At 71.2% G+C, this 26,202-nt stretch carries 25 protein-coding genes and 1 pseudogene; 19 read left to right on the forward strand and 7 right to left on the reverse strand.

Annotated features, from left to right (window positions below; translation table 11 throughout):
* Nucleotides 1-54 precede the first annotated feature (54 nt).
* The 3 genes from NOSIN_RS20635 to NOSIN_RS20645 form a co-directional block, all read right to left on the reverse strand.
* Complete coding sequence (locus NOSIN_RS20635; RefSeq protein WP_227015222.1) at nt 55-681, reverse strand: GNAT family N-acetyltransferase; 627 nt, start codon at nt 679-681, stop codon at nt 55-57.
* 104 nt (nt 682-785) lie between these two features.
* Nucleotides 786-974, reverse strand: coding sequence for a DUF397 domain-containing protein (locus tag NOSIN_RS20640; RefSeq protein ID WP_077692334.1), 189 nt, complete (start codon nt 972-974; stop codon nt 786-788).
* Nucleotides 971-1,831 (reverse strand): helix-turn-helix domain-containing protein, encoded by an 861-nt coding sequence (locus tag NOSIN_RS20645; protein WP_077692335.1) that lies wholly within the window; start codon nt 1,829-1,831, stop codon nt 971-973. The genes NOSIN_RS20640 and NOSIN_RS20645 overlap by 4 nt, the downstream gene beginning before the upstream one ends.
* 452 nt (nt 1,832-2,283) lie before the next feature.
* On the opposite strand from NOSIN_RS20645, the gene NOSIN_RS27855 reads away from it, so the two are divergent.
* The 12 genes and pseudogenes from NOSIN_RS27855 (at nt 2,284) to NOSIN_RS28045 (ending at nt 11,335) form a co-directional block, all read left to right on the forward strand.
* The gene (locus tag NOSIN_RS27855; protein ID WP_227015221.1) at nt 2,284-2,448 is read left to right on the forward strand and encodes an ATP-binding protein; all 165 of its coding nucleotides are present in this window, start codon (nt 2,284-2,286) and stop codon (nt 2,446-2,448) included.
* A 2-nt stretch (nt 2,449-2,450) separates the two neighbouring features.
* Nucleotides 2,451-2,687, forward strand: coding sequence for an ATP-binding protein (locus NOSIN_RS27860; protein WP_227015220.1), 237 nt, complete (start codon nt 2,451-2,453; stop codon nt 2,685-2,687).
* Between the two features lie 227 nt (nt 2,688-2,914).
* Entirely contained in the window at nt 2,915-3,550 is a 636-nt protein-coding gene (locus NOSIN_RS20655) for a helix-turn-helix domain-containing protein (RefSeq protein WP_077692336.1), read from the forward strand.
* A 152-nt stretch (nt 3,551-3,702) separates the two neighbouring features.
* Nucleotides 3,703-4,056, forward strand: a complete 354-nt coding sequence (tgmA, locus tag NOSIN_RS20660; protein ID WP_077692337.1) for a putative ATP-grasp-modified RiPP — start codon at nt 3,703-3,705, stop codon at nt 4,054-4,056.
* A complete protein-coding gene (tgmB, locus tag NOSIN_RS20665; RefSeq protein ID WP_077692338.1) occupies nt 4,056-5,036 on the forward strand; it encodes an ATP-grasp ribosomal peptide maturase in 981 nt (326 codons plus the stop codon). The genes tgmA and tgmB overlap by 1 nt, the downstream gene beginning before the upstream one ends.
* A complete protein-coding gene (gene tgmC, locus NOSIN_RS20670) occupies nt 5,033-6,214 on the forward strand; it encodes an ATP-grasp peptide maturase system methyltransferase (protein ID WP_077692339.1) in 1,182 nt (393 codons plus the stop codon). Before tgmB ends, tgmC begins: the two co-directional genes overlap by 4 nt.
* A 257-nt stretch (nt 6,215-6,471) precedes the next feature.
* Nucleotides 6,472-6,996 carry a GNAT family N-acetyltransferase gene (locus NOSIN_RS20675; RefSeq protein ID WP_077692340.1) on the forward strand — a complete coding sequence of 175 codons (525 nt, stop codon included), beginning with the start codon at nt 6,472-6,474 and terminating at the stop codon, nt 6,994-6,996.
* Between the two features lie 34 nt (nt 6,997-7,030).
* Nucleotides 7,031-7,345, forward strand: a complete 315-nt coding sequence (locus tag NOSIN_RS28125; protein ID WP_077692341.1) for a DUF397 domain-containing protein — start codon at nt 7,031-7,033, stop codon at nt 7,343-7,345.
* A 220-nt stretch (nt 7,346-7,565) separates the two neighbouring features.
* Nucleotides 7,566-8,165, forward strand: coding sequence for a hypothetical protein (locus NOSIN_RS27870; RefSeq protein ID WP_227015219.1), 600 nt, complete (start codon nt 7,566-7,568; stop codon nt 8,163-8,165).
* A pseudogene (locus NOSIN_RS20690) lies at nt 8,162-8,647 on the forward strand (ATP-binding protein); the annotation flags it as partial. The gene NOSIN_RS27870 and the pseudogene NOSIN_RS20690, both read left to right, overlap by 4 nt.
* A 282-nt stretch (nt 8,648-8,929) precedes the next feature.
* Entirely contained in the window at nt 8,930-10,747 is a 1,818-nt protein-coding gene (locus tag NOSIN_RS20695; RefSeq protein ID WP_077692342.1) for an acyl-CoA dehydrogenase, read from the forward strand.
* 123 nt (nt 10,748-10,870) lie between these two features.
* Complete coding sequence (locus tag NOSIN_RS28045; RefSeq protein ID WP_206057620.1) at nt 10,871-11,335, forward strand: ATP-binding protein; 465 nt, start codon at nt 10,871-10,873, stop codon at nt 11,333-11,335.
* Here NOSIN_RS28045 and NOSIN_RS20705 read toward each other — a convergent pair.
* A complete protein-coding gene (locus NOSIN_RS20705) occupies nt 11,310-12,167 on the reverse strand; it encodes a GNAT family N-acetyltransferase (protein ID WP_077692343.1) in 858 nt (285 codons plus the stop codon). The two genes, NOSIN_RS28045 and NOSIN_RS20705, sit on opposite strands and share 26 nt — an antisense overlap.
* A gap of 171 nt (nt 12,168-12,338) precedes the next feature.
* Between NOSIN_RS20705 and NOSIN_RS20710 the strand changes: the two genes are divergently transcribed.
* Nucleotides 12,339-13,178, forward strand: coding sequence for an SDR family oxidoreductase (locus NOSIN_RS20710; RefSeq protein ID WP_077692344.1), 840 nt, complete (start codon nt 12,339-12,341; stop codon nt 13,176-13,178).
* Between the two features lie 43 nt (nt 13,179-13,221).
* Here the strand turns inward: NOSIN_RS20710 and NOSIN_RS20715 are convergent, their stop codons facing one another.
* Nucleotides 13,222-13,662 (reverse strand): TIGR03668 family PPOX class F420-dependent oxidoreductase, encoded by a 441-nt coding sequence (locus NOSIN_RS20715; protein ID WP_077692345.1) that lies wholly within the window; start codon nt 13,660-13,662, stop codon nt 13,222-13,224.
* 88 nt (nt 13,663-13,750) lie between these two features.
* Nucleotides 13,751-15,037 carry an MFS transporter gene (locus NOSIN_RS20720; protein ID WP_077692346.1) on the reverse strand — a complete coding sequence of 429 codons (1,287 nt, stop codon included), beginning with the start codon at nt 15,035-15,037 and terminating at the stop codon, nt 13,751-13,753.
* A 563-nt stretch (nt 15,038-15,600) separates the two neighbouring features.
* Between NOSIN_RS20720 and NOSIN_RS20725 the strand changes: the two genes are divergently transcribed.
* From NOSIN_RS20725 to NOSIN_RS20745, 5 genes are all read left to right on the forward strand, one after another.
* Nucleotides 15,601-15,978, forward strand: a complete 378-nt coding sequence (locus NOSIN_RS20725; RefSeq protein ID WP_077692347.1) for a hypothetical protein — start codon at nt 15,601-15,603, stop codon at nt 15,976-15,978.
* A gap of 754 nt (nt 15,979-16,732) precedes the next feature.
* Nucleotides 16,733-17,956, forward strand: coding sequence for a WD40 repeat domain-containing protein (locus NOSIN_RS20730; protein WP_227014964.1), 1,224 nt, complete (start codon nt 16,733-16,735; stop codon nt 17,954-17,956).
* Nucleotides 17,957-18,139: 183 nt separating this feature from the next.
* Complete coding sequence (locus NOSIN_RS20735) at nt 18,140-20,338, forward strand: WD40 repeat domain-containing serine/threonine protein kinase (protein WP_077692348.1); 2,199 nt, start codon at nt 18,140-18,142, stop codon at nt 20,336-20,338.
* A gap of 13 nt (nt 20,339-20,351) precedes the next feature.
* Nucleotides 20,352-22,523 (forward strand): serine/threonine-protein kinase, encoded by a 2,172-nt coding sequence (locus tag NOSIN_RS20740; protein ID WP_077692349.1) that lies wholly within the window; start codon nt 20,352-20,354, stop codon nt 22,521-22,523.
* A 131-nt stretch (nt 22,524-22,654) separates the two neighbouring features.
* Entirely contained in the window at nt 22,655-24,802 is a 2,148-nt protein-coding gene (locus tag NOSIN_RS20745; protein WP_077692350.1) for a protein kinase family protein, read from the forward strand.
* Nucleotides 24,803-24,828: 26 nt separating this feature from the next.
* Here the strand turns inward: NOSIN_RS20745 and NOSIN_RS20750 are convergent, their stop codons facing one another.
* A complete protein-coding gene (locus NOSIN_RS20750) occupies nt 24,829-25,455 on the reverse strand; it encodes a hypothetical protein (protein ID WP_077692351.1) in 627 nt (208 codons plus the stop codon).
* 192 nt (nt 25,456-25,647) lie between these two features.
* On the opposite strand from NOSIN_RS20750, the gene NOSIN_RS20755 reads away from it, so the two are divergent.
* Nucleotides 25,648-26,118, forward strand: a complete 471-nt coding sequence (locus tag NOSIN_RS20755) for a GerW family sporulation protein (protein WP_077692352.1) — start codon at nt 25,648-25,650, stop codon at nt 26,116-26,118.
* Nucleotides 26,119-26,202 lie beyond the last annotated feature (84 nt).

The following is a 26,202-nucleotide window of genomic DNA, read 5'->3' on the forward strand; positions in this document are numbered from 1 at the left end:
CCCGTCTCCTCCTCGCACACCGTGGCACCGTGCCCGCAAGCTGAACCACGGGATCTACGGTTCACGCGTCTTTGGAGTCGGAACCCATTCGTCGTCCAGGATCGAGTGAACGACGGAATCGCGCCATGCGTCCCGGGTCCACAGATGTCGACGGATGCGCCCTTCCTCGACCATTCCGGCTCTGAGCATGACGCGCTCAGAAGCCCGGTTCTCCGGAGACCGAGCACCCCATATCCGTTTGAGCCCCAGGCGGTCGAAGCCGAGTCGGAGAAGGAGTCCGACGAGTTCACTGCCGAAGCCTTGCCCCCACAGATCCGTGCGGAGGGCGAACCCGATCTGAGCGCTGTGGGGGCGTTCGTCCACGGCCAAGCGCGCGGTGCCAACGAGATGGTCCTTCTGCACTGCGGCGAGCATGTAGACGCTGCGGTCTCCCCGCCCGGCGTCGGAGACCGCGGCCTCGATGAGCGCAGCGCACTGTTCCTTGGTGCGTGGTGTGAACGACAGGTGCTCGACGGCCTTCCGGTCACCGTAGACCTTGACCAGGTCATCGACATCGGTCGGACGTAGCTCACGCAGGGTGAGCCTGTCACTGGAGAGTTCGACTGGATACATGACCGGCAGGTTAGCGACCCGAGGTTCGGGTCGGCTCTGAAGTGCTGGCTGGATCGGCGTCTCCGCCATGTCTCCTCCTCGCACACCGTGACATCGTGCCCACAGGACAGGCGGACGGCAGGAACAGCAGCGCCCCGGACATGGCTAATCCGGGGGCGCGGCGAAGAGGAGGCTTACTGGAGGGGGCCTGCCTTGAGATCATGAAGGAAGGAGGTCCACTCTGCGGGCGAATACTCGATGTGGCCCAGCTCGCGGTTCTGGGTGTCACGCACGAAGACCGTGTCGCCTTCGGCGACCTCAACGCACTCGGCGCCGCTCCCACCGCTGTAGGAACTCTTGTGCCACGGACGGTGATGGCTCATAGCTCTCCCTGTTCTAGCTGCCGAACCAGCTCTAGGCTGTCATGCGGTGACAGCGCTTCACCTTGAAGTCTTCCGTATACGCTGACGGCTTTGCGTATCTGGTCCGGGTCCTCGATGAGTACTTCATCGAAGGCGTGCTCGGCGGACACCACTGTTTGATCTTCTAGGACCATGATCCGGAACCCTCCTGGAAAGCCTGGATGCTCCCGGGGCGTCCGGGGCAGAACCTGGAAGCGAACCCAGCGCTTCCCGATCACGTCCACGAGGTGAGCGAGCTGCGCCCGCATGGCGGGCACGCCTCCCACGAGGCGCCGAAGCACGGACTCCTCAACGACTACGCATACTATCGGCCGCTCAAGTCGGTTGAATATTTTCTGTCTCTGCAAGCGACCTTGCACTAGGCGTTCGATCGTCTCTTCGTCGGCCTGGGGGCGGTCAGCCGCGAAGAGAGCTTTCGCGTATTCGGGTGCCTGGACGAGCCCAGGAACGAGAACGGGCTGGTAGAAGCGCAGTTCGAGGGCTTCCTTCTCGATGTCCACAACCTTGCGGAACCCTACTGGCACGAGTCCGTGGTTGGAGCATCTCTCCCATGACTGGAGAAGCTTCCCTTTGGCACCCAAAGCTGCGTCGATCTTCGCAGCATGGTCATCCTTTGGGGACATCTTCCCGTTCTCGACGTACGACAGTGAGGCTTCTGAAAGGCCGACCAGAGGAGCTAGATCCTTCAGCGTAAGCTTGGCTGCCTTCCTCCATTTACGCACGTCAGAGCCATACTTCCCCCATATCGGGCTGATCTTTTTTAAGCCCATCAAGCCTCCTTCGCATGAGCTGATCACCCTGTCCAGCAGGATCGGCATCGACGTTGCTTCACCCGTACTTCACCAGGAACCTAAGTCCTTCAACTAACTTGGGCGAAGGTTGAAGACTCTGGACACCGAGACCGCTCGCAGATCATCGTTTCCAGTGAAGCACTCAAACGGAATCTAGCTGGTTGCGCCAACAAGGAGAGCACTGGGCACCGAAATCGCAACGGGAACGGTTGCGACAAAAGGTGTAATCAGACCTTACGGGTCGAGCCTGAGGCGTTGAAGACTTGGCTCTCTTCCTGGATGCCCAACCATGCATTCAACTACTCAGGGTGACGACCTAAGAAGAAAGGGCGACGATGGCGATGGTGATCGACATGGATGAGAAGCGGTCGGGCGGCCCTAGGGAACAAGCCCCTGACCGGCTCCCCCGTCGCCTCGGTGACTCGCGCTCGAATGCGCCCCTGGCCTTCGATGAGGGCCGCCCTCACTTGGGTGCCGCGATGGTCCTCCCTGGAGAGCCGGACCAGGTCGCCGTCATGCGGCGCCGTATCCGCTCGCGCACCAACGGACACAGCCCCGAGACTGACGCCGTGGTGCTCCTGGCGAGCGAGTTGTTCACCAACTCTCTGCGTCATTCCCACAGTGGTGGCCCCGGGGAGAGGTGACCGTGTCAGTGTTCAAGCTCCCCGGTCGCTATCAGGTACGTGTCACAGACCAGGGACCGCGAGAGAGCGAGGAAGGTATCTCCTTTCCCTACCTCCGCGCCTCGGATCCGCTCAGCGAGGGCGGGTTCGGTCTGCGCCTGGTCGCGAACGAAGCCAGCCGCTGGGGCACGATCCACGAGAACGGCCGGACCACGGTGTGGTTCGAGCTCGACCGCGTCCCTCTCACCCTCAGCTCGTGAGGCCGCCATGGGCTGGACACACGCAGACGACCAACCTGCCTACGACGCCGCCCGAGAACTCCAGCACCACGTCGGCCCTCGATGGCTCGTGTTCTGGGGACCCGCGTCGCGAAGCTTCTGGGGCTTCCTGCGCGGAGGCCCCCACCCCCTGATACTGAGCGCCCCCACGGCACGGGGCCTCGTGGACAAGATCCAACGGCACCGACGATGAACGAGAAAGCGAGCGGATGGTTCTCCTGTGCGGGCACTGCGGCAACCCACGCGAGGGCGGAGCGCCGACCTACCGCTGCACCTGCATCCCCGCCCACGTGTGGGAAGAACCCGATCTTGCCCAGGCCGTACGCACCCTGAACCTGTCCGAGGTCATCCGATGCATGCGCCAACACCCCGACACACGACACCTGTCCCAAGTAGCTCTGGCCACCATGTCCGGCCTGTCGCAGGCGATGGTCTCGCGCCTGGAGAACGGCGTGAACGTCGCCAGCATCAACCGCGCCGTCGACGCCCTGGCGGGCCTTGGAGCACCCGGGGCCGCGGACGGGAAACGGTGGCGACTGCCCGACGACAGCGAGCCTCTGCCCCCGGCCAAGCCTCAAATGACTCCAGGCGTGCCGTGTGTGGTCATCACCAGCCCCGTCCCCATCTACGTGCAGGTGATGGACCCACCCGACCCCTCCACCACAGGAACCAACCGTCACAGCGATGTCGCCTTCGTCATCGACACGGACGGTCCGCGCCTGATCGTCAACCAAGACATCCCCTGGGGCGTGACCAGCGCCCCTGGCGGAGCTACCGCATGGTTCGCCCTCACCGACCGCGAACAGCACATCACGACCGCCCACGAGTTGAAAGCCCGAACATGACCCCCTCCGACCTGCTCGAAACCCCCGCTGGGGAAATGACCTCCGTGGCAAAGCGAACGAAGCCTCCCGGTTCCGCAGACACCATCCGAGCGAACCTGGGAGAAGCCTCACACCGACACGGCGTGAGGTACCCGAGAAGGAAGGAATTCCACATGTCCCCCAAGAACCTCTCGACTCTGCTGGAGTCGCCCGACGGCGAGTCTCGCGCGGAGATCGCCCGACTCGGCGACGCTTTTCCCCTCGACCCGTCCACGGCCATCTTCGAGGCCAGCGACGAGGCCCCGACCCAGGTCCGCCCGTGGGGTCTGCGGCGCGCGGTCACCCCGAAGCTGCGCCCCGAGGTGGCCGAAGCGGTGGACCGCTTCGTCTACGACCCCGTGACCCAGCAGGGCACCGACCGCATCACCGGAGCACCGGCGGTCGGCAAGCGCTCCAGCGGCACGAAGGAGACCACCGGCGACCCCGACGGAAGCCGCCCGACAGCCGAGGAGACCACCTCCGACTGATGGTCTCCTCGGCTGCACGGAAGGCGGTGCTCGTCCTCACCAACACCGAGGACGGCACCGCCGACCCCGTGATCCACCACCTGTCGGAACGCGGCGTGCCCGTCGTGCGTATGGACCCTGGTGACTTCCCGGCCTCGATGACCGTCGAAGCCGCCTTCGATGGCGAGCACTGGGAGGGAGCGGTCCACGACGCCTTCCGCGGAGTGGACCTGGGCTCGGTGCGCAGTGTCTACTACCGGCGTCCCTCCCAGTTCACGTTGGCCGAAGGCATGTCCGGCCCCGACCAGCGCTGGGCCTATCGTGAAGCCCGCATGGGATTCGGCGGTGTCCTACTGGCACTGGACTGCCTGTGGATCAACCAGCCGTCGCGCATGAGCGCGGCCGAGTACAAACCCGTTCAGCTCGCGACAGCGGCCAGGGCCGGGCTGAGGGTTCCGCGCACGATCATCACGAACGTGCCCGGCCACGCTGCAGACTGGGCCGCTGGTATCTCCGGCCCCGTCGTGTACAAACCGATCGGTGGCGCCCTGCACGTCGAGCAGGGGCGCACCTGGATCGTCTACGCCAACGCGGTCGCCGCCGTCGAAGAACTCCGCGACCCCGCCGTGGGCCTGACCGCCCACTGCTTCCAGGAATGGGTGGACAAAGCGTTCGAGGTCCGCCTGACGATCGTGGGCAAGGCGATGTCCGCCGTGGCGATCCACGCCCGATCCCAGGCCGCGCACATCGACTGGCGCAGCGACTATGGCGCCCACCGGTACGAGGTCGTCGACGTTCCCGACGCTGTCCGCTTCGGCCTGGAGCGCTACATGCACGCGTTCGGGCTCGTCTACGGCGCCGCTGACTTCGTGGTCTCACCCGATGGGAGGTGGACCTTGCTGGAGGTCAACCCCAACGGCGAATGGGGGTGGCTGGCGGACCATTGCGGCCTGCCTGTCGGACAGAGCATCGCCGCACTACTGGAGAAGGGACAGATGTGACCAGAGCTGTTCACGAACTCTCGTCCGGGCTCACCGCTCACATGATCGAGGAGGGCGTACTGGTGCCAGGAGACCGCCTTACCGAGGCGTTCCGGCGTGTGGACCGGGGGGTGTTCGTTCCGGCCTTCGCCCTGCACGAGCACACCTCGCAGGGCGTGCGCTACAGGCTCGTGCGGGGTGAGGTCCCCGAGCAGCACGAGGCGTGGGCTCGTCATGTCTACGCCGATGAGACGCTGATCATCGAGATCGCCGGAGAACCGGTCATCGACGCCCTGCCCGGGGGCACGGGCACAGGCCGGTGGACCAGCTCCTCCACGATGCCCAGCCTCATGGTGCGGATGCTCCACCAGCTCGACCTGGATGGCGACCCTCGCGTCCTGGAAGTCGGGGTCGGCTCGGGATACAACGCCGCGATCCTGTGCGAAGTCCTGGGCTCGGACCGTGTCACGAGCATCGACATCTCACCGCGTCTGGCCTTCGACGCCACCCAACGCCTCTCCGCTCTGGGGTACACACCGGTCGTGGCCGAGTATGACGGCCACAAGGGTTTTCCCGACCGTGCTCCGTACGATCGGATCATCAGCACCACGGCCTTCACCCACGTTCCACCGGAGTGGATCCGGCAGACGGCTCCCGAGGGAGACATCCTCGTCAACATCGCGGGTGGGACCGGAGGAGCCATGCTCAAACTCCAGGTGCGCGACGACCACACCGCGCAGGGACGCTTCATCCCGCAGTGGGCGGGGTTCATGCCCGCACGGAGCGAGACCCCCCGGCAGCGCGTCACCGTGGACGACGCGGGTGAGCAGAGCACGACCGCGCTGAACCCCGCGGTCGTGCGCGAGGAACCGGCCATGGCATTCCTGGCGCAACTGGCCACGACGGACGCCGACACCGTTCTCAGGACAGCCGATGACGGCGCTGACTTCCTCTTCATGGAAGGCGCCGACGGGGCCTGGGCCGAGATCGACACGGACACAGTCAATGGCCGCCACCCGGTGGTTCAGGGTGGTCCGCGCCGTCTGTGGAACCAGGTAGAGAACGCGCACCACTGGTGGCTCGCCAACGGTCAGCCGGACTGGAGCGCCTTCGGAGCCACCGTCATACCTGAAGAACAGCACGTGTGGTTCGGCTCTCCGGAGAGCGACCAGCGCTGGCCACTGCCACATCCGCGGTGACCGCCCCGCAGTGGTCACACGCGATGGGGCCTTGCCCGGTCACCTGGGTGAGGTCCTTGTGCCGCACGAGGGACACGCCTCCGACCGCAGGGCCCGGTCTTGGACAGAGCTCACGGGCTCGGGATCAAGACGTGGAGGTCGCCATGCGGTCGGCTCGCACCACGGAGCCGTCGCGAAACCGATCCTTCCCTAACCAGTCCAGTCAGTCCTTCAGCAGGGCTACCTGGAACCGTTTACGCACGAATTGAGGACAAGCCATGTTCACCATGCGTCTCGCCACCGAGGCCGACACCCCTGCGGTCACGTCGATGATCACAGCGCGCTGTGGCTGGATGGAGCAGCAGGGGTTGGAGTCGTGGCGTGAGAACATCGACGACCTCGCCGGGCAGTCCGGGAGCGGCTTCATGTGGGTACTCGAATTCGAGGGCAGCATCGTCGGATGCACCACGGTCATGACCCAGGCACCGCCCAAGGACTGGACACCTGAGGAGGCGGACGAACCAGCCCTGTACTTGTTCACGACCGTGACCGATCCCGCGTACCAGGAACACAAACCTGGAACCCTGATCGCGCTGTGGGCCGTCGACCGGGCCGCACGACAGGGACGTACCTGGGTCAGGCGGGGATGCTTCTTCCCTGAGTTGGTCAAGTACTACGAGACCCAGGGGTACAGCCTGGTCAAGGAACAGAACCGAAGTGCCGGGCACCTGTACCTACTCGCACGCCGAGCGGAACGTCTCGACCTTGAAGCTCTCGGGATGGAAACCAGGACCACAGCCTGACACTGGAAGTGAGGAAGGCGCCCCGTTACTCCATATGGGAGGCACGAAGGCATTCGTCTGGGGAAGGTCCACCCACCCAGACAGCGCTGGTGACACCAACTGCGTCGAGGTCGCCGGTGGAGCCCCTACCGCTGTGCGGGACACGCAGAACCGGGAGCAGGGACACCCAGCGTTCGCGGCCGCCGAGTGGGCCGTGCCCGTGGATACCCTCAGGGACCACGACTGGCCACCGGGCCCCAAGGCGGTACTCCCCCACGGGAGGCCACCCTCTTTCGTGTCCTCACATGGCGATGGGCGCCTTGAGCAAATGTCATCAATTCTGACATTGAGGACTGTTTGGAAAGAATGACAGAGGAGCAAAATTCCTTTTCTGTCCGCCCTGAACTGCGAACATGGCGAACACCAGAGATTACCCAGGGGTAACTCGCAGAAAGGTTCGCATCCGCTCCAGTCCTGCTCTAATCTGGCAGCGTTCCCACAACTCAATCCACACAATGACCCCGCGACGGTTAGCACCGTCCGGGGCCGTGGCCAGCAACTTCCACCCTTTAACGACAAGGATTGCCAGCATGCGCAAGTTTAGCGCTGCGGCCCTGATCCGTGCCATCGGCACGGCCAAGGCCCTCTTCGCCTCCCCGTGCGGACGCCACTCCTCCGTCTGCGGCCGTCGCCGCCGCTCCACCCGGGTCCGCCGCTACGTCCCGGTTCCCGCCCCGGTCGAGGACACCGCACCTCCCGCGCCTCCCATGCGAACCGACCGGGCCCCCGAGCGCCCCAGGCTCCCCGCTCCCGTCCCCGCGCCCCGCCTGGCTCCGCCGAGCGAGCGGTTCCCCGCCGACGAGATCGCCCTGGTCCGCCCCTACTACGAGGCCCGGGAGCGCGAACTCGCGCGCGTTCGGGCCACGGCGACCACCCGCCCGCACCGCTGGACCGGTGAGGACGTCCCGCCCCGCGGCGACCTCCTCGCGGCCGGACCCTTCCCGGCTCCGAGCCCCGAACCCCTTCCCGTACCCGCCCCGCGCGCCCCGTCGCCCGCATGCGAGGACCCCGAGGACTGGCGTACGCTCACCCGCCTCACCCGTGTCTGGCTCGACCAACAGCGACGGCGGACGCAGCAGCCCACGCAGCGGTCCGGGCAGCGGCACCACCGGCAGGCGGTCCCGGCATGACCTTCCTGTCCATGCCCAAGGTGCCCAGGCCCCTCGTGTTCTGGGAGCACCGCGTCTACCCGGGGACGCTGGACCAGCTCGCGCGGGTCCGCGCGGAACTCGCGACGGACCTGGCCGGTTTCGACGAGGACCTCGTCGAGACCGTGCGGCTGTGCGCGAGCGAACTCTTCGCGAACTCCGTCAAGTACACCGACTCGGGCGGACGGGACGGCGAGGTCCTGCGCGCGCTGTCGATGCCGGACGCGCGGACCCTGCGGTTCTCGGTGAGCGACTGCGGTGGAGGGGGCGGCGTCCCGGCCGTCCCGGAGGAACGGACAGAGGACGAGTGGAGCTGGGCCGAGGGCCGGCGCGGTCTGCTCCTGGTCGAGAACCTGTCCAGGCGGTGGGGCCACTTCCGGCTCGCGCCCTGGGCGGATCTGGGCACCCACGTCTGGGCCGTCTTCGACGTGGAGGCGGGCGCGGCCCCGCCCGACCCGCGCCCCACGTCTTCACCGGCGCGGCCGGTTGAACGAGGACAGGGCGGGGAGGCGGTGGGCCTTCGCCTCCCCGACCCGCGCCACGCCCATGGGAGCGCTTCCATAGGATGTCCCGTATATGCCCCCTTCTCCGCCGACGGGACCTTCGGCACCCTTCCGTATCCCTTGGGACACAAGTCCCTGCCCCCCACTGGCGCCTGTGGCTACTCGGTAGTAACATTGGCTTGTTACTAGTCGGTAGATCCGCGTGTACAGACACCGCGGCCGGGACACACAGCGGAGCTGTCCATGACGCATTACAAGAGCAACCTGCGCGACATCGAGTTCAACCTCTTCGAGGTCTTCAGGCGCCAGGACGTACTGGGCAAGGCCCCCTTCGAGGAACTCGACGAGGAGACCGCCCGCACGATCCTGGACGAGGTCAACCGCCTCGCCACCGGTGTCGTCGCCGAGTCCTTCGAGGACGCGGACCGCAACCCCCCGGTCTTCGACCCGAAGACGAACACCGTCGCCATCCCCGAGAGCCTGAAGAAGTCCTACCAGGCCTACATGGACGCCGGCTGGTACAACCTCGACCTCCCCCAGGAGCTCGGCGGCCTCGGCGCCCCCCGCTCCCTGGTCTGGTCCGCCGCCGAGCTGGTCCTCGGCTCCAACCCCGCCGTCCACATGTACTCGGCCGGTCCCGGCTTCGCGAGCATCCTCTACTCCGAGGGCAACGAGAAGCAGAAGGAGTTCGCCAAGCTCGCCATCGAGCGCGGCTGGGGCGCCACCATGGTCCTGACCGAGCCGGACGCGGGCTCGGACGTCGGCGCGGGCCGCACCAAGGCCGTCGACCAGGGCGACGGCACCTGGCACATCGAGGGCGTGAAGCGCTTCATCACCTCGGCCGAGCACGACATGTCCGAGAACATCTTCCACCTGGTGCTCGCCCGCCCCGAGGGCGCGCGCGCCGGCACCAAGGGCCTCTCGCTCTACCTGGTGCCCAAGTTCCTGGTCAACGAGGACGGCTCCCTCGGTGAGCGCAACGGCGCCTACGTGACCAACGTCGAGCACAAGATGGGCCTCAAGGCCTCCACCACCTGCGAGCTGACCTTCGGCGACAAGCACCCCGCCATCGGCTACCTCGTGGGCGACAAGCACGACGGCATCCGCCAGATGTTCCTCATCATCGAGTACGCGCGCATGATGGTCGGGACGAAGGCGATCGCCACCCTGTCCACGGGTTACCTCAACGCGCTGGAGTACGCCAAGGAGCGCGTGCAGGGCAACGACCTGGCCGGGGACAAGGACTCCCCCAAGGTGACCATCACCCACCACCCGGACGTGCGCCGCAGCCTCATGACGCAGAAGTCCTACGTGGAGGCCATGCGCGCCCTGGTCCTGTACACCGCCACCCAGCAGGACGCGATCCAGATCGCGCACCAGGAGGGCCAGGACGTCACGGAGCTGGAGGCGATGAACGACCTCCTCCTGCCGATCGTCAAGGGTGTGGGCTCCGAGCGCTCCTACGCGCTGCTCGCCGAGTCCCTCCAGACCCTGGGCGGCTCCGGGTTCCTCCAGGAGTACCCGATCGAGCAGTACATCCGCGACGCCAAGATCGACACCCTCTACGAGGGCACCACCGCCATCCAGGCCCAGGACTTCTTCTTCCGCAAGATCGTGAAGAACGGCGGCCAGGCGATGGGCAGGCTGGCCGGTGAGATCAAGGCCTTCGCGCAGAGCGACGCGGGCAACGGCCAGCTCAAGGAGGAGCGCGCGCTGCTCCTTGAGGGGACCGAGAACGTCGAGAAGATGGTCGAGCTCATGGTCGGCCACGCGATGAGCTCCGCCGAGGACAAGCGCGAGCTGTACAAGGTGGGCCTGAACTCCACCCGCCTGCTCATGGCCTTCGGTGACGTCGTCCTGTCCTGGCTGCTGCTGCGCCAGGCCGAGGTGGCCCTGAACAAGATCGACGGCGCCGGCGACGAGGACAAGGACTTCTACACCGGCAAGATCGCCGCCGCGCGCTTCTTCACCGAGCAGTTCCTGCCGCGCATCGCCGCCGAGCTCCGCGTCGCCGAGGGCGTGGCCCTGGACCTGATGGACGTCCCCGAGTCCGCCTTCTAGGGCACCCTCCCCGGCGTACGGGACCCCGTGGCGGGCGGGGCGGCCTCCGGGCCGCCCCGCCCGTCACGCGTGTCCGACCGCCACCGTGCGGACCCCGGCGCGCCGGGGTCCGACAATGGGGGGATGGACCGTCCGGAGATGGCGCTCTTCGTGGGGCTGCAGGCGTCGGGCAAGACCACCTTCTACCGTGCCCGCCTCGCGGCCACCCACCTGCACGTCAGCAAGGACGACTTCCCCAACGCCCGGAGGCCCCAGCGGCGCCAGATGCGCATGGTGCACGAGGCGCTGGGCGCGGGGCTCAGCGTGGCCGTCGACAACACCAACCCCTCTCCCGAGGAGTGGCGGCCGCTCGTCGAGGCCGCCCGGGAGCACGGTGCGCGGGTGGTCGGCTACTGGTTCCCCCCGGACCTGCCGCTCACCCTGGAGCGCAACGCGCAGAGGCGGGGCCGGCGCCGGGTTCCCGACGTGGGGGTCCACGCCACCAGGAAGCTCCTGCGCCGTCCCACCCCGGCCGACGGCTTCGACGAGGTCCACACGGTCGTCTCCGACGGTGCCGGCGGGTTCACGATGTGGCCGGACCGGCCGTGACCGTACCTCCCCCCGCCCCGTCGGCGTCGGCCTCCCCCCGCGCCCGGCCTCCCGGCGGAGTCCAGACGTAGGGGGTCGTGGTGGTCACCGCCTCGAATCCCAGGCGGCGCAGGACGGGCGCGCTGTCCTCGGAGGCGTCCACCTGGAGGTAGCGGACGCCGCGCGCGGCGGCGACGCGGGCACGCGCGGCCACCAGCGCGCGGTAGATCCCCCTCCCCCGCCACCCCGGCAGCGTCGAGCCGCCCCACAGTCCCGCGAACTCCGTGCCCTCCCGCAGCTCCAGCCACGCTGCGGAGACCACCTCGCCGTCGGTCTCGGCGACCATGACGAAGAGCCCGTCCGGGTCCGCGGCGATGCGGTCGGCGAGTTCGCCGGCCAGCCACCCCCAGTCCTGTCCCCACACCCGTGACTGCATGTCGGCGATCCGGCGCAGGTCCGCGTCCTCCCCCACCCCGCGGAGGACGACACCGGCGGGCGGCTCCGAGGCGGCGACCGAGCCGGTCCGTCCGACCATCACGGTCTCGCGCTCCTCCGGCACGAACCCCGCCGCGCGGAGCCGCCCGGTCAGGTCCCCGGGCCGGTCGTGCCCGTACGTCTTCCACTCCACCGGCTCCCCGCGCGCGGCGAAGTGGTCGCGCTGCCGGGCGATCAGCCGATCCAGCTCCTCTCCGCGCATCCCCGTGTCGGGCGGCGCGGTGACGAGTCCCCGGTGCCGGCCGACCAGGCGCGTCACCGGCCCGTCGCGCTCGGCCCGGACACCGGCCGGGAGGTTCGGGGGCGCGCCCCGCGTCTGCTCGCCATGGGCCGCGAGCAGGCCGTCGCTCTTCGTCACGGAGAGACCCTACGGACCGCACGGCCCGGGTCAACCGGTTTTCCGGAGCGTCCGGAGGGATCCCCACCCCCTGGGCGCGCCTTCCGGGCCCACGTGTACGGAAAGTCGCCCTGGGTAGCCGCACACCCGAACACATGCGCCGCCGGGAGGCGCACGGAAGGGGGCACAGGCATGGCACAACCCAACGACGACCGCGTCGAGGGCGTGCACGCGTTCGACGACTACGACCGTGTGGCACTGGTGACCGGTGCGGACAGCGGGATCGGCCGGGCGACCGCGATCCGCCTCGCCCAGGAGGGCTTCGACATCGGCGTGACCTTCGAGCGGGACGAGGAGGGCGTCAGCCGGACCGAGGCCGAGATCCGCGAGATCGGCCGCCGGGTGTCGATCCGCCAGCACGACCTCACCGACCCCGTGCGGGGATCCCAGGCCATCACCGAGCTGATCGAGGACCTCGGGGGCGTGGGCGTCCTGGTCAACAACGCGGGTACCGGCTCCGGGGAGCCCCTGCTGGAGACGGACTACGAGCGCTGGCGCCAGGTCCTGTCCGTGGACCTGGACGGGGCCTTCCTCTGCGCGAAGGCCGCGGCGACGCACATGCGCGACGCCGGGCGCGGCGGCCGCATCGTCAACATCACCAGCGTTCACGAGGACTACCCGAGGGTGAACGCCGGCGCCTACTGCGTCGCCAAGGGCGGGGCCAAGCTCCTCACCCGTGTCCTGGCCCTGGAACTGGGGCTGTACGGCATCACCGTGAACGCGGTGGCGCCGGGAGAGATCGCCACCCCCATGACCGGCCAGCACGAGCAGGAGCCCGTGCTGGACTCGCGTGCCGGGTACCCGCTGTCCCGGCCGGGGCACGCCTACGAGGTGGCCGGGGCCGTGGCCTTCCTCTCCAGGCCGGAGGCGTCCTACGTCACCGGGGCCTCGCTGTTCGTGGACGGCGGCCTGTCGCTGATGGGCCCGCAGGCCGGAGGCGCGCTCCAGGACGCCACCTGGCGCGCGGGCTGACCGTCCGGGCCGCCTGCGCCGGCCGCCGGCCTCGCGTCCCGGGTCAGCGCTTCGGCCAGTCGGCCTCCTCCTGGGAGGACCACCCCGACCAGCGGTGGACCTCGACCAGGATGACCGCCTCCGCGGGCGGCTCGGCGCGGTACTGGGAGTACCGTTCGGCGAGCCGCTCCCGGGCCTCCTCCCAGGCCGGGCCCGAGTGCTGGACCAGCGCCTCGCCGTCCGCCCGAGCCCACCACAGCCGGTCCCAGTCGTCGCTGTACTCGTCTGCGAGCAGCGACACCCGGGGATCGCCCTCGATGTTGCGCACCCGCTTGAGCCTGTACGTGGTCTTCGGCTTGTGGTCCACGGGGATCGCGACCGTGTCGCCGTAGGCCGCGAACACCACGGGCACCAGGTGGGGCTGCCCGCCGTCGTCCACCGTGGCCAGCCTGGCGACGCGGCTCTTCGCGAACCTCTCCCTCGTCTGCTCCCGGCTCCACCTCATACGGAGAACGTGCCACGCGGACGGGGAGGGCACAAGGGGGCCGCACCGGCCGGGAGTCCGGGAGCGGGATCCGGAGCCGGGCCCCGCGCTAGGCGCGGGAGCGGCGCAGGATGAAGAAGTACAGCACCGCGGTCGCGCACGCCGTGGTCACGCACATCGGCACGAACGCCACCTGGTACGACTCCGGCTCGTCCGGCAGTGCCTGTAGGACCGCGCCGGCCGCCACGGTGCACACCACGGCGGTGGTGAAGCCGCTCATGTTCACCAGGCCCGAGGCGACCCCGGTCCGGCTCGCGGGGATGCCGTCGCGCGCGAAGTCGAAGGAGACCGTCGGCGCCAGGGTCTGCCCCACCGCGCTGGCCGCCATCACCGTCAGCCCCAGGGCCACGGGAGGCCCTCCGGGCCACACCACCAGCAGCAGCCAGCCCAGGCTCAGCACCGTTCCCAGCGTGAGGGCCAGCGCCCCGCGCACACCGGGCCTGCGGCCGATCACGACACCGGCGAACGGGGCCAGCCACAGCCCGCCCGCGGCCAGGGCCGTGAGGGTGAGGGCGGCCGTGCCCTCGGGCAGTCCCAGGCCGCCCACGAGGAACGGGTAGCCCCACAGCACCATCATCATCGTGAACGGCGCCATGACGGCCGCGTGGTGGGCCATGCCGATCAGCGGGCCGCGTGTGCGCAGCGCCTCCTTGAGCGCGGCCCACACCGGGATCGGGTCGGCGACCGTGGACCGCCCCGCCGCCCCGGCCGGCCGGTCGCGCACGACCAGCAGCATCAGGAGGGCCATCAGCGCGGTCAGGGCCGCGGTGCTCAGGAACGCGGCCACCCAGCCGATCCCGTCCAGGGCCCACGCCAGCGGCGCGGCACTGGCCACCTGGCCGGTTCCGCCGACCACGCCGGTGAGCCCGCTGATGAGGGCGTAGCGCGAGCGCGGGAACCACAGGGCGGCCAACCGGATGACGTTGAGGAACACCAGGGCGTCGCCGACCCCGACGAGGAACCGCCCGGCCACCGCCGTCCCGATGCCGGGGGCCAGCGCGAACAGGCACGACCCGACCATCATCGCCACCATGCCCATCACGAGCGTGTAGCGCGGGCCGAGCCGGTCGGCGAGCAGACCGGCGGGCACCTGGAGGAGCACGTACACCAGGAGTTGCAGCATCGGCAGCAGGGACAGGAGCGCGGGGCCCGCGTCGAAGCGCGCCTGCGCCTCCAGGGCGGCCACGCCGAGGCCGTTGCGGTGCAGCATCGCCAGGAAGTACCCGCCCACGGCGACGGCCCACACGAGCCAGGCGCGGGCACCGCCCACGGGCCCCGTGGGGACGGCGCCCCCGGATGCTGTAGTCCGCTCATCGGATGTATCGGTCTGTGCCACTGGGCGACTTCTCTCCGTTTCGTACGACCTTCCCAGTGTCCTCCAAGCGGCGGACCGCCTCATACACCGGGGCGAGGGGCGGGCGAAACCGGACGTAACACCCGTGGCATACCAGGGCACGGGGCCGGCAAAGCCCATGTTTGATCGGGTCAAGGGCGCGTAACCTGCACAGAGTCACTGAGAGCGACACAGAACAAGCCAAGAGTTGCCAAAACGGGTGAGACTCACGACATCCCGCGTGCAAGCGGACATCTTTTCCCCCGCATCCAGGAGTCGGACGCACGAACGAAATACCCGCGCTGACCTGGTGGTTCTTGATGACGCGCAGTTGATATGGTTTCGTTAAATGTGATATTGGTCACTCCAAGAAGCCTCGACTACCGGGGGTCAGTTGCTGCTAGCATCCGGAGCGCAAAGAATAACTACGAGGTAACGACATCGTTCGGGCCTCACCAACTTTGTGGAGGGAACCCGCCGGCTGGCGGCGCACCTCGAACCGCGGCGACGTGGCCGCACATGCGGCACAGTCACCACCGCGGCAACCTAGACCAATGGAGACGACCTTGAGTCACTGGCGCCTGAACAATCCCCGGGCCTCCAGGGTGAAGTCGGCCCTCGCCAGGCGAATCAAGCACAAGCCTCGCCACTCCTTCTGCGCCGAGCGCGCGATCACGGCACTGCTGAACGAACTCGCCTCCCTGACTCCTCGCCAGTTCTACTGGTCGGGCACCTCCGAACTGGCCGTCGTCTCGGTCCAGCGCGACGTCAACGTCTGGTGCCGCGACGGCCGCTTCTTCTGGAACGACCTGTTCCACGGCGGGCCCATCTCCCACCCCGCGAGCGACCCCGCCGGCGCCGCCGAGCTCCTCAACCCCTTCGCACGGGGACCGGAGCCCGTGTACGGACACGGCTCCGTCATCAGCCACACGGTCGCCGCCTGAGACCCTCCCGGTGCTCCTGAGCCGACTCCAGGGCACTGCGGCTCCAGGCACCGGCACGGCTCCACCCGCGCCCCCGGCCCTCCCCCGGTGATCCGACCGGCGACGGGAGAGGCCTGCTTCCGCACCAGGCGCACCGAACACCCGCGCATCGGGCGTCCCGTGCCCGGAACCCGGACACGGGCGCTCCCACGCCAGGCGCCCCGTCACGGGCGGGAGGGTCCCGCTCCGGCCGGCGGGACCCGAACACCGGCCCGCTCCTCCCCGCCCCTCGCGCCGCTTCGAGAGCGGCCCGCGCCAGGGGTGCCCCGCGTCTTGGACTCCCCGCGTCCCCGCCCGTGCCACGGGCTCCGCCGACGCGGATTCCACCCAGTGTGAGGACCGCCCGGCGTGAGGACCGCCCGATGTGAGTCCCACCCGGTGTGGGGGCCGCCCGGCGTGAAGACCGTCCGGCGTGAGGACCGCCCGATGTGAGGGCCGCCCGGCGTGAAGACCGTCCGGCGTGAGGACCGCCCGATGTGAGGGCCGCCCGGCGGGGGCTCCGACGGGGAGGCGGTCACCCGGCAGAACAGATCTTCCGACCTACGGCATCAAACCCCCACATATGGGCATACAACCCCTCTGAACCATCCGAAGTTGTGCCCCACGTGGATCGCCCACGGGTTACGGTGACTGCTGACACATTTCCGGGCACACGCACCGGCCCGAACCCCGGCGGGCCGTCCTCGATCACCCCCTGAACCACCTCAGAGGACCCATGCGCCCCCTCAACCCCGACGAGCCCCTCGGCCTCGGGGGTTTCCGTTCCTACGCCCGTCCCGGTCCCGGCGGCGTACCAGGCGGCTCCGACGTGCCCGCCACCGGACCACGGCTCCGGCGGGGACGCCGCGTCCTGCTGCGCGCGGCCGCCCTCACCGGTGTGGCGGTCCTCCTCGCGGGCGCGGGCCTGTACGCCTTCACCGCCCCGCCCCGGCCCCCCGAGGGAACGGCGGCCGCCGGCGCCGAGGCCTGCTCCGCGTCCGCCTGGACCGTCTCCGACAGCCTCGCGCCGCCGGAGGATCCCCAGGTCGCCTTCTCCGACGAGATCCCCCTCAAGCTGTCCTTCTCCCCGGACGGCTCCGTCCTGGCCGTCTCCCAGATCGACACGGTGACCCTGTGGGACTGGCGGGAGTCACGGGTCCTCGCCCGGATCGACCACGAGTCCTCCTCCGTACCTCCGACCCCCGCGACGTTCAGCTCCGACGGCTGCCTGCTCGCCTACGGCACCCCGCACGGCGCCGTCGTCGTCGACCTGGCGACCGGCGGGAGGAGGACCGTCGGTGAGGGCGGGGCAGTGCGGTCCGTCACCTTCAGCCCGGACGGCTCCTCGCTCGCGCTGGGCGTGCGGAGCGATCCCGACGGCCGGCTCCTGCACCTGTACGACACCGTGACCTGGGATCTGGAGGACCGGCTGTCCGGTTCCGCCACGCTGGGTTCGATCAGGTACTCGCTCGACGGCAGCGTGGTGGCGGGCGGCGAGGACGGCGGCGGGGTCACCGTGTGGAGCACCGGCGTCCCCTCGCCGACGGGCCTGGTCCTGGACCGCGCGGGTGTGGGCGCGGGCGCGTTCGACCTCCTCCCGGACGGCTCGGGCGTGCTGCTCATCCGTTCCGGCAGAGTGCTCCTGGTGGACCCGGCGACCGACGAGGTCAAGCGCGAGTACGTCCCCGACACCAGCGGGGGAGTCCTGGTGGACGTCGCCTACAGCGCCGCGAGCGGCCGGGTGTTCGCGGCCCGCCTGGACCCCGTCAACGACACCGGCGACATGGTGGCGTGGGAGTACGGTGCGGCGACCGAGGTCGCCCTGGGCCCGGACCTGCCACGCGTGTTCCCCATGGCCCTGTCCAAGGACGGTTCGCGGGTGGCGGGCCTGCGGACGGGGACGGGCGACATCGCGGTCTACGACACGGACCTGTCCCTGCTCAACGTGCTCACCGACTGAACCGGAGGGCGCCCGCGGGGCGCGGCGGGCGCCCTCCTCCCCCGCCGCCGGGCCCGGGGCCGGATCCGGGCCGGCCCTGGGACGCGACTCCCCGGACCGCTACATTGGGACATCCCCACCACCCCTTCCGAAACGGTGGGATCAGGCACCGTCCTCTCGACGCAGTGAGGAACACGTACCGCCGTGCAGCCCCTCGCCTCCGACGACCCCCACCGCATCGGCCCGTACCGGGTCCTGGCCCGTCTCGGCTCCGGCGGCATGGGCAGGGTGTACCTGGCGCGCACCCCCGACGGCCACTTGGGCGCCCTCAAGGCGGTCAGGGAGGAACTCGCCCACGACACCCTGTTCCGTGCGAGGTTCGCCCGGGAGATCCGCGTCGCCCGGAGCGTCCGCGGCCCCTTCACCCCCGCCGTCGTGGACGCCGACCCCGACGCGGACGTGCCGTGGATGGCCACCGAGTACGTCCCCGGCCCCACCCTCAAGGAGGCGGTGCTGGCGGGCGGCCCCTTCCCGGAACCGTCGCTGCTGGTCCTGGCGCTGGGCCTGGCCCGCGCCCTGGAGACCATCCACGCGGCCGGGCTCATGCACCGCGACCTCAAGCCCGGCAACGTGCTGCTCTCCCCGCGCGGCCCGCAGGTGATCGACTTCGGTATCGCCCGCGCCGTCGAGGGCACCGTCCTCACCCGTACCGGCCAGACCTTCGGCACGCCGGCCTACACCTCCCCCGAGCAGGTCGTCGGCCAGGGCGTCACCCCCCTCAGCGACGTGTTCTCCCTGGCGGGCTCGGTGGTCTTCGCCGCCAGTGGCGAACCCCCGTTCGGCTCCGGACCGGCCGCCGCGGTACTGCGCCGGGTCATGTCCGGGCATCCCCGCCTGGACGCGGTCCCCGAGGGGCCGGTACGCGACCTGCTCGCCCGCTGCTTCGCCAAGGACCCCGGGTGGCGCCCCGGCGTCGAGGAGGTCGTGCGAGGACTGTCCGAACTGCCGCTGCCCCCGGCCGAGCACGGCTGGCTCCCCTCCCCGGTCACCCAGCAGATCGAGGCGCGGGAGGACGAGTCCCGGCGGGCCGACGAGGCCGAGCGCACCACCGTACCGATGGCCGGTTCCGGGCAGCGGCCGTCCACGGACACCACTGGGGCATACCCCGGCTCCGGCGACGCCCCGGAGAGCACCCCGGAGAACGCCTCAGAGGACACTTCGGCGGGTATCCCGGAGGGCGCTTCGGCGGACGCCCCGGAGGACGCCTCAGGGGGCTCCCCGGCCGGGGAGCGGCCCGACCGCCCGTGGTGGCGGCGCCGCGCCACCGCCGTCTCCGCCGCCGCGGCCGCCCTGGCCGTCTGCGCCACCGCCGCCACGCTGGCCGTGGCCGACCCCTGGGGTGCCTCCGCCCCCGGCGCCCCCTCCGCCGGGCCCTCAGAGGAGCCCCGGCCCTCCGGCGGGCCGTCGGGGGACGGCGCGCCCGAGGCCGACCTCGAGGGGTGGATCTACGAGGTCGACTTCTCCGCCGACGGCGAGACCCTCTACGTGTTCGGGATGTCCCTGTCCGCGTGGGACTGGCGGACGGGCGAACCCGTCGACGTGTTCGAACCCGTCCCCGGCGGCGCCCAGATCGGTGCGGACGACCACGTGGCCGCCGCCTACAGCGACATGATCCGCGTCTGGGACGGCACCAGCGACAACGAGGTCAACAGCTTCGGCGAGGACAACCGGGGCCTCGGCTTCTACGACATGCCCGCCCTGACCTCCGACGGGTCCCGGGTGGCCGTGCTCGCCGCCGAGGGCGGCGTCCCGGACGGGGACCGCCTCATCCAGGTCTGGGACGTGGCGTCGGGCACCCCCGAGGTGGAGTTCCCCGTCGACGGCGTCCTCACCCGCCTGAGCTACACCCCGGACGACTCCCTGCTGGTCGGGACCGTCATGGAACCCGGCTACGAGGAGCACGTCGGCGTCGCCGTGTGGGATCCCGCGACCGGCGAGCGCCTCCACCTGTTCGGGGGCGGGGACTCCTACTCCTTCGCGCTGTCCCCCGACAGCCGCACCATGGCGCTCCAGAGCGGGGAGCGCCGGATCGACATCGTCGACCTGGCCACCGGAGAGGTCGTCCTCCCCCTCGCCGAGCCCTCCGGGAGGCAGGAGACCATCACCGGCGTCGGCTACTCCGCCGACGGCTCCCGGGTGTACGCGGGGGCCTACGGCTGGGTCGAGGACCGGGGCAGCGTGTGGGACGCCCGGAGCGGTGAACTCCTCCGCGACGCCGACGTGTCGGTGTACGCCCCCATGGGCTCCCATCCCGAGGACGAGTACCTGGCCACGGTCGCCGACGGCGGCGGGCGCGTGCTGGTCCTCGGCTCCGACTACGCCATCGTCAACGAGCTGACCTGACCGGGAAGGACCCATGCGACACCTCGTCCCCGGCGACCCGCGCCGGGTCGGTCCGTACCGGACCGTCGCCCTGCTGGGCGTCGGCGGCATGGGCCGCGTCTACCTGGGGCTGGACCCGCGGGGCGGGGCCGCCGCCGTCAAGGTGGTGCGCGCCGAGTACGCCTACGACCCGGACTTTCGAGAGCGCTTCGCGCGCGAACTCGCCCTCGTCCGCCAGGTGCACGGCGCCCACACGCCGCGGGTGCTGGCCGCCGACCCCGCCGGGCGGACGCCCTGGATGGCCACCGAGTACGTGATGGGCCCCTCCCTGCACGACCTCGTGCAGCTCACCGGCCCGTTGCCCGAGCGGGCGGTGCGGTTCGCCGCACGCGGCGTCGCCCAGGCCCTGGAGCGCGTGCACGCGGGCGGGATGGTCCACCGCGACCTCAAGCCCGGAAACGTGATGGTCTCCGCGGCCGGTCCGCAGGTGATCGACTTCGGTATCGCCCGCCTCGTGGGGGAGGAGGGCGGCCGGATCATCGGCACGCCCGGCTACATGGCGCCGGAGGACGTCCGGAGGGAGCCGGGCGGCCCGCCCTCGGACGTGTTCGCGCTCGGCGGGCTGGTCGTGTACGCGCTGACCGGTACCGGCCCGTTCGGCGAGGGCCACCCCTCGGCGGTGATGTACCGCATCGCCAACCGGGACCCGGTGCTCACGGGGGTGCCCGAGTCGCTGCGCGAACTCGTCGCCGCGTGCCTGGACAAGGCCCCCGGCCGGCGCCCCGACGCCGCACAGGTACTGGAGTCCCTGGGCGGGCCCGTCGCACCCGCGGACGACGCCGGATCCTGGCTGCCTCCGCCGGCCGTCGGGGTCATGGAGGAGGTCGGCCGGGAGTACCGGGACGCCGTCGGGTCCGCGGGAGCGGAGGAGACGGTGGGCTCCGCCGGGACGGAGGTGGCGGAGGGCCCCGCCGGAGCGGACGGGGCGGGAGGCCTTGTCGGAGGGGACGGGGCGGGAGTCCCCGCCGGTCCCGGGACGGCCGTGGGAGCCGGTCCCCCTCCGGAGGACGGCCTCCGGCGCCGGAGGCGGCGCCTCCTGGCGGCCGGAGCGGCGGCGGCCGCGCTGCTGCTCACCGCCGGTGTGGGCACATGGGCGACGGCCGGTTCCGGCGGCGGGGAGGAGGCGCCCTCCCCGGAGGAGCCCGGCCGGCGGGAGAGCTGCGACATCACCGAGCACATCGCCCCCGAGTTCGCCCGGGCCGCCCAGGACCCGCCGAGCCTGCCGTCGACCTCGATGGTCAGTACCGCGTTCTCCGCCGACGGAGGGGTCCTCGCGGCGGGCGGCACCGAGGGGCTGGTGCTGTGGGACTGGCGGGAGGGCGTCGAGATCGCCCGGATCGAGGCGGAGATCGCGCCCCTGGACGGCACACCCGTCCTCAGCCCCGACGGGTGCCGGATCGGCTACGCCGCCGAGGACGGCGCGCACGTGTACACCATCGAGACGGGCGGGTACAGGGTGTACCAGGAGGGCACGAACGTCGGCGCGATGGCCTTCTCCGGGGACGGTGAGGAGCTGCTGCTGTCCGACGACGGCGCGTTCGGCTCCGCCCTGCTCCGGGTCGACCTGGAGACCGACGAGGTCACCGGGGTCTACGACGGGGTCGAGGGCCCCCACAGCGTCACGGTCTCCCCGGACGGCGCGTACGTGGCCGCGGTCAACCACGCGGGCGCCGTGGGGGTGTGGGACGCCCGGAGCGGGGAGCGGCTCCTGACGGCCGAGGGCGCCGATCCGGGGTTCGGCAACAACCTGGAGCTGCCGGGCGACGACGGCGACCTCCTGTACATGGCCGGGGGCGGCGTCGTCCACGAGAACTTCCTCGACGGCGGGGAGCCGCGGGTTCTCGCACCCGCCGTCGCGCCGGAGAACGGGCTGAGCGAGATCGCCCTGAACCCGGCGGCCGACCGGCTGTACGCCAGCTACACCTCCGGGGACCTGATCGTCTCGCGGGAGAGCCGTGAACTCTACGGGACGAAGGTGTGGGAGTTCTCCAGCGGGAGGGAGCTGACCGCGCGGGAGGACGAGGAGTACGTCGGCTGGATCACCGTGCACCCCGAGGGCGAGGTGGTCACGGGCCTGCCCCCGGAGCAGGCGCCCCTGCGGATCCTGGACCCCGCGGACCTGAGCCTGGTCGACACCGTCGGCTGACTCCCGTGCCGCCCCGCCGACGCGACCGTCCTGTCGACCGCGGCCGTCCGCCGGTTCGGACCGGTCCGGTGGTCCCGGCCGACCCGGCGGTCCCGACCGGTCCGCCCACCGCCATGACACTGTGAGGCCCCATGCTCCCCCTCCACCCCCACGACCCGCCCGCCGTCGGCCCCTACCGCCTCCACGCCCGCCTGGGCGAGGACGCGTACGTACGCGCCTACCTGGCGGCGGCGGCCGGCGGGGACCCCGTCGCCGTGCGTGTCGTGCGCGCTGAGCACACCGCCGACGCCCGCTTCCGCGAGGCGTTCGCCCGGATGGTCGCGGACGCGTCCGGGTGGGAGAGCCCGTACGTGTGCCGGTTGCGCGCCGCCGACACCGGCGGCGCGGTCCCGTGGGCCGCGGTGGACCGGCCGCCCGGCCCCGCCCTGGCCGACCTGGTGCGCGAACACGGTCCGCTGCCCGCGGAAGCGCTGTACGGCCTGGCGCTCGCCCTGGCACGGGGACTCGCCGACCTGCACGCGGCGGGCCGCGCCCACGGATCGCTGTGGCCGGAGGGCGTCGTGCTCTCCCGGGGGTCGGCGCTGCTCGCCGATCCCGGCCTGGAGTGGGCTCTGGCCGACCCCGGGCGGCGCGCGCCGCACCCGTCCTTCGTCGCGCCCGAGGGCGGGACCGCCCCGGCCACGGACGTTTTCACATGGGCGGCCACGGTGTCGTTCGCGGCGAGCGGGGTGGAGGGCGCGCCCGGGCTCCCCCGGATCCCGCTCCAACTGCGAGGGCTGGTGGACGCCTGTCTGCGCCGGGGCCCGGCACTGCGGCCCAGCTCCTCCGACCTGGTGCGCATGCTCGGCGGCGACGGGGCCCTCGACCCGGGGCCGTGGCCGCCGGAGGTGCTCGCCTCCATCCGTGAGGCGGCCGGGCGCCAGCGCGAGGCCCTGGGCGCCGGGGAGACCGGTGGAGCGGGCAGGGACGGTGGAACGGACAGCACGGAGGAGACTGAAGGAACTCACGGGACCGAGGGGACCGACGGGACCGTTGGTGACGGCGGTGGTGCGGGCCATGGAACCGGGGAGGAGAGCCGGGTCGCACGTGTCCTGGCGCTGTCCGCCGCCGGCCTCGCCCTGGCCGTGGTCGCCGGGGTCGCCGTGTGGGAGTACCGCGAGCCGGCCTCCGGGGAGGGTGAGGGCTCCGCGGCGGAGGAGGGCTCCGGGGAGGGGGCCGGCGTGGTCACCGACGCCGCGTGCCGGGACGGTGTCGGGTACCCGGCTCCCGGGGCCGGGGCGGACGGGGAGCAGGTGACCGCGTGGGACACGGCGTTCAGCCCCGACGGGGACCTGCTGGCCGTCACCGCGTCCGACACCGGGCTCATGGTGTGGGACTGGCGTGAGCGCGAGGAGGTCGCCCGGCCCTCGGACTCGGTGCTCCCCGGAACGGGCCCGGTGTTCGCGCCCGTGGGGTGCGTGGTCGCCGCGATCGTGCCCACCGAGTACGGGGACCAGGAGTACCCGGTGTCGGTGGCGACCACCTTCGACCTGCCGTCGGGGACCGCCGCCCCGCACCTGGGCCCGCAGCGGGGCCCGGTGGACGGCGCCTGGCCCGCCCGGCCGCGCGACGCCGGGAGCGTGTCCTTCAGCCCCGACGGGTCGCTGCTGGGCGTGGCCCTGGAGCCGGGCGGGGACGTGGACGCGGGGAACGTGGGCCTGGTGGACACGCGGACCGGCGAGCGGACCGGCGCCGTCGCCCCCGCGCTCGCCTTCGAGGCGGAGTTCGCGGGTTCCGGGCGCGTGGCCACCAACGACGGCGGCACGGTCACCGTCTGGGACACGGAGACCGGCGAGGAGCTGCACACCGTGCGCGGGGTATCCCACCACAGCTTCACGGTCGTGCCCGGCAGCGACGAGGTGCTCCACCTCGACGGCGACCGGATCGTGTGGTGGGACTACGCCGAGCGCGCCGAGGTGGCGTCCTTCCGGCTCCCGGGGTTCGCCGACGTGGAGGACCCGTACTACCTGGGGGCCGAGCTCTCGCCCGACGGGTCCAGGGTCTACGCGAGCTGGTTCCACGTCGAGGGGGGCTTCGCCGACGGCGAGACCCGCCACAGCAGCCACGTGTGGGACGTGGAGACCGGCGAGGACCTCTTCGCCGGGAACGGGGACGCCGTCCCCTTCAGGAGCGTGTCCGTCCATCCCGGGGGCGAGGTGCTGGCGGCGGTCACCCCGGAGGACCGTGTCGCCCTGGTGGACGCGCAGACCCTGGAGCCCCTCGGACCACCGCTGTTCTAGGCGTCCCCGCCCGGGCCGCCTCGGAGCTAGCCGACCGAGGCGAGCAGTTCCTCGGCCGCCAGGAGGGCGCCGTCGAGCATCTCGTCCTCGTCGCCTCCCCCCATCCGCGAGTAGTCGACGTACACGAGGACCTGGCCCTCCACCACGGTGACCTCCGCCCCGTCTCCACCGGTCCCGGTGACCGCGAAGTCGCCGAGGTCGACCCCGGGGTCGGCCTCCTCCTCGGTGACGACGGGAAGGGTGCTCCCGACGTAGGGCCCCTCGTGGACCTCCATGTCGAACTGGAGCATGGCCCCGCCCGCCGATACCAGCAGGCAGGACATCCTCAGCCGGTCGAACTCCTCCAGGTCCTGCGGATCGGGCGTCCCCGTGGTGGCCTGGGGGTCACTGCGCAGGTCCTCCGCGCCGAGGAGCCCGTCCAGCGTCCGCCCGGAGAGCACGGTGCACAGGTTGTCGGGGGCCATCTCCACCGGGTCGCGCAGTTCGGCGGTCTCCCGCGGGGCCTGCGCGGGCGCTTCCTCCGTGTCGGCCGCCGCGGCGTCCGGGGCCTCCGCGGCCTGCTCGGGCTCCCCTCCGCCGCAGGCGGTCAGCAGGAGGAGCAGGCCCGCGGCCAGGGCGGCCGCGCTCTTGGGCGTGCGGGGTGCAGGGGACACGGGGGTTTCCTTCCTCGGGGGTGAGGGGAACACCGTATCGCCCGGCACTCACAGGCCGTCACCCAGCGTTCCGTGACCGCCGCACCTGGCGGGACACAGGTCCCCGAACGCACCGGGAGCCCCGCATGCCCCCGTGGCACGGCGTCCGCGCTATAGCGTGGAGTTCCGTGTCCGTCCCCGGAGGGATCCACCATGCCAGGCACCACCGTCGCCCGCCGCACGCGCGGGGCCCTCGCCCGCCGCGGAAGCCCCGCCCTGTCCGCCCTGGCCCGGCTGATCGACAACACCGGCGCGTCGGCGCGCTCCACGTCGGTGTTCGGCGACCCCGTGGTCTCGGAGGGCGTCACGGTCGTCCCGGTGGCCCGGGTCACCGCGCTGACCGCGATGGGCGGGGGTTCCAGCCGTCTCCTCACCGCGGTCGGGGACGGCGCCGGGGGCACGGGCTTCGTCCGGATCCGGCCCGCGGGCTTCCTGGTGCTCGACGGCGACGGAACCCGGTTCCAGGCCATCCGGCAGCCGGCCACGATGCTCGCCATCCCGCTGGCCGTGGTCGCGGCCGCCGCGGCCACCCGCATCGTGGGTGTCTCGGTGCGCGAGGCGCGCCGCCGCCGTCGCGACCGGGCCGCGCGGGAGGGGGCCCGCGGGGAGGAGCGCTCCGGCTGAGGCGCCGGGCGCCCACCGGTTCCCGTGTCCGCGCACCCCAGGCTTCCGCGCCACGGCGCTGGGTTCTGTTCGGTGGACTCGGTC

The sequence above is a fragment of the Nocardiopsis sinuspersici genome, assembly GCF_001998325.1.
In the GTDB taxonomy this organism is placed as follows: Bacteria; Actinomycetota; Actinomycetes; order Streptosporangiales; family Streptosporangiaceae; genus Nocardiopsis; species Nocardiopsis sinuspersici.

What these genes read in the sequence shown, in the direction of transcription:
- NOSIN_RS20730 (WP_227014964.1), top strand. Translation starts at nt 16,733, where the DNA reads ATGCGCCCCCTCAACCCCGACGAGCCCCTCGGCCTCGGGGGTTTCCGT.
- NOSIN_RS27870 (WP_227015219.1), top strand. Translation starts at nt 7,566, where the DNA reads ATGCGCAAGTTTAGCGCTGCGGCCCTGATCCGTGCCATCGGCACGGCC.
- NOSIN_RS20745 (WP_077692350.1), top strand. Translation starts at nt 22,655, where the DNA reads ATGCTCCCCCTCCACCCCCACGACCCGCCCGCCGTCGGCCCCTACCGC.
- tgmA (WP_077692337.1), top strand. Translation starts at nt 3,703, where the DNA reads ATGTCCCCCAAGAACCTCTCGACTCTGCTGGAGTCGCCCGACGGCGAG.
- NOSIN_RS20755 (WP_077692352.1), top strand. Translation starts at nt 25,648, where the DNA reads ATGCCAGGCACCACCGTCGCCCGCCGCACGCGCGGGGCCCTCGCCCGC.
- NOSIN_RS20715 (WP_077692345.1), bottom strand. Translation starts at nt 13,662, where the DNA reads ATGAGGTGGAGCCGGGAGCAGACGAGGGAGAGGTTCGCGAAGAGCCGC.
- NOSIN_RS20635 (WP_227015222.1), bottom strand. Translation starts at nt 681, where the DNA reads ATGGCGGAGACGCCGATCCAGCCAGCACTTCAGAGCCGACCCGAACCT.
- NOSIN_RS20640 (WP_077692334.1), bottom strand. Translation starts at nt 974, where the DNA reads ATGAGCCATCACCGTCCGTGGCACAAGAGTTCCTACAGCGGTGGGAGC.
- NOSIN_RS20655 (WP_077692336.1), top strand. Translation starts at nt 2,915, where the DNA reads ATGGTTCTCCTGTGCGGGCACTGCGGCAACCCACGCGAGGGCGGAGCG.
- tgmB (WP_077692338.1), top strand. Translation starts at nt 4,056, where the DNA reads ATGGTCTCCTCGGCTGCACGGAAGGCGGTGCTCGTCCTCACCAACACC.
- NOSIN_RS20645 (WP_077692335.1), bottom strand. Translation starts at nt 1,831, where the DNA reads ATGCCGATCCTGCTGGACAGGGTGATCAGCTCATGCGAAGGAGGCTTG.
- NOSIN_RS28125 (WP_077692341.1), top strand. Translation starts at nt 7,031, where the DNA reads ATGGGAGGCACGAAGGCATTCGTCTGGGGAAGGTCCACCCACCCAGAC.
- NOSIN_RS28045 (WP_206057620.1), top strand. Translation starts at nt 10,871, where the DNA reads ATGGACCGTCCGGAGATGGCGCTCTTCGTGGGGCTGCAGGCGTCGGGC.
- NOSIN_RS20740 (WP_077692349.1), top strand. Translation starts at nt 20,352, where the DNA reads ATGCGACACCTCGTCCCCGGCGACCCGCGCCGGGTCGGTCCGTACCGG.
- NOSIN_RS27855 (WP_227015221.1), top strand. Translation starts at nt 2,284, where the DNA reads ATGGTCCTCCCTGGAGAGCCGGACCAGGTCGCCGTCATGCGGCGCCGT.
- NOSIN_RS20675 (WP_077692340.1), top strand. Translation starts at nt 6,472, where the DNA reads ATGTTCACCATGCGTCTCGCCACCGAGGCCGACACCCCTGCGGTCACG.
- NOSIN_RS20710 (WP_077692344.1), top strand. Translation starts at nt 12,339, where the DNA reads ATGGCACAACCCAACGACGACCGCGTCGAGGGCGTGCACGCGTTCGAC.
- NOSIN_RS20695 (WP_077692342.1), top strand. Translation starts at nt 8,930, where the DNA reads ATGACGCATTACAAGAGCAACCTGCGCGACATCGAGTTCAACCTCTTC.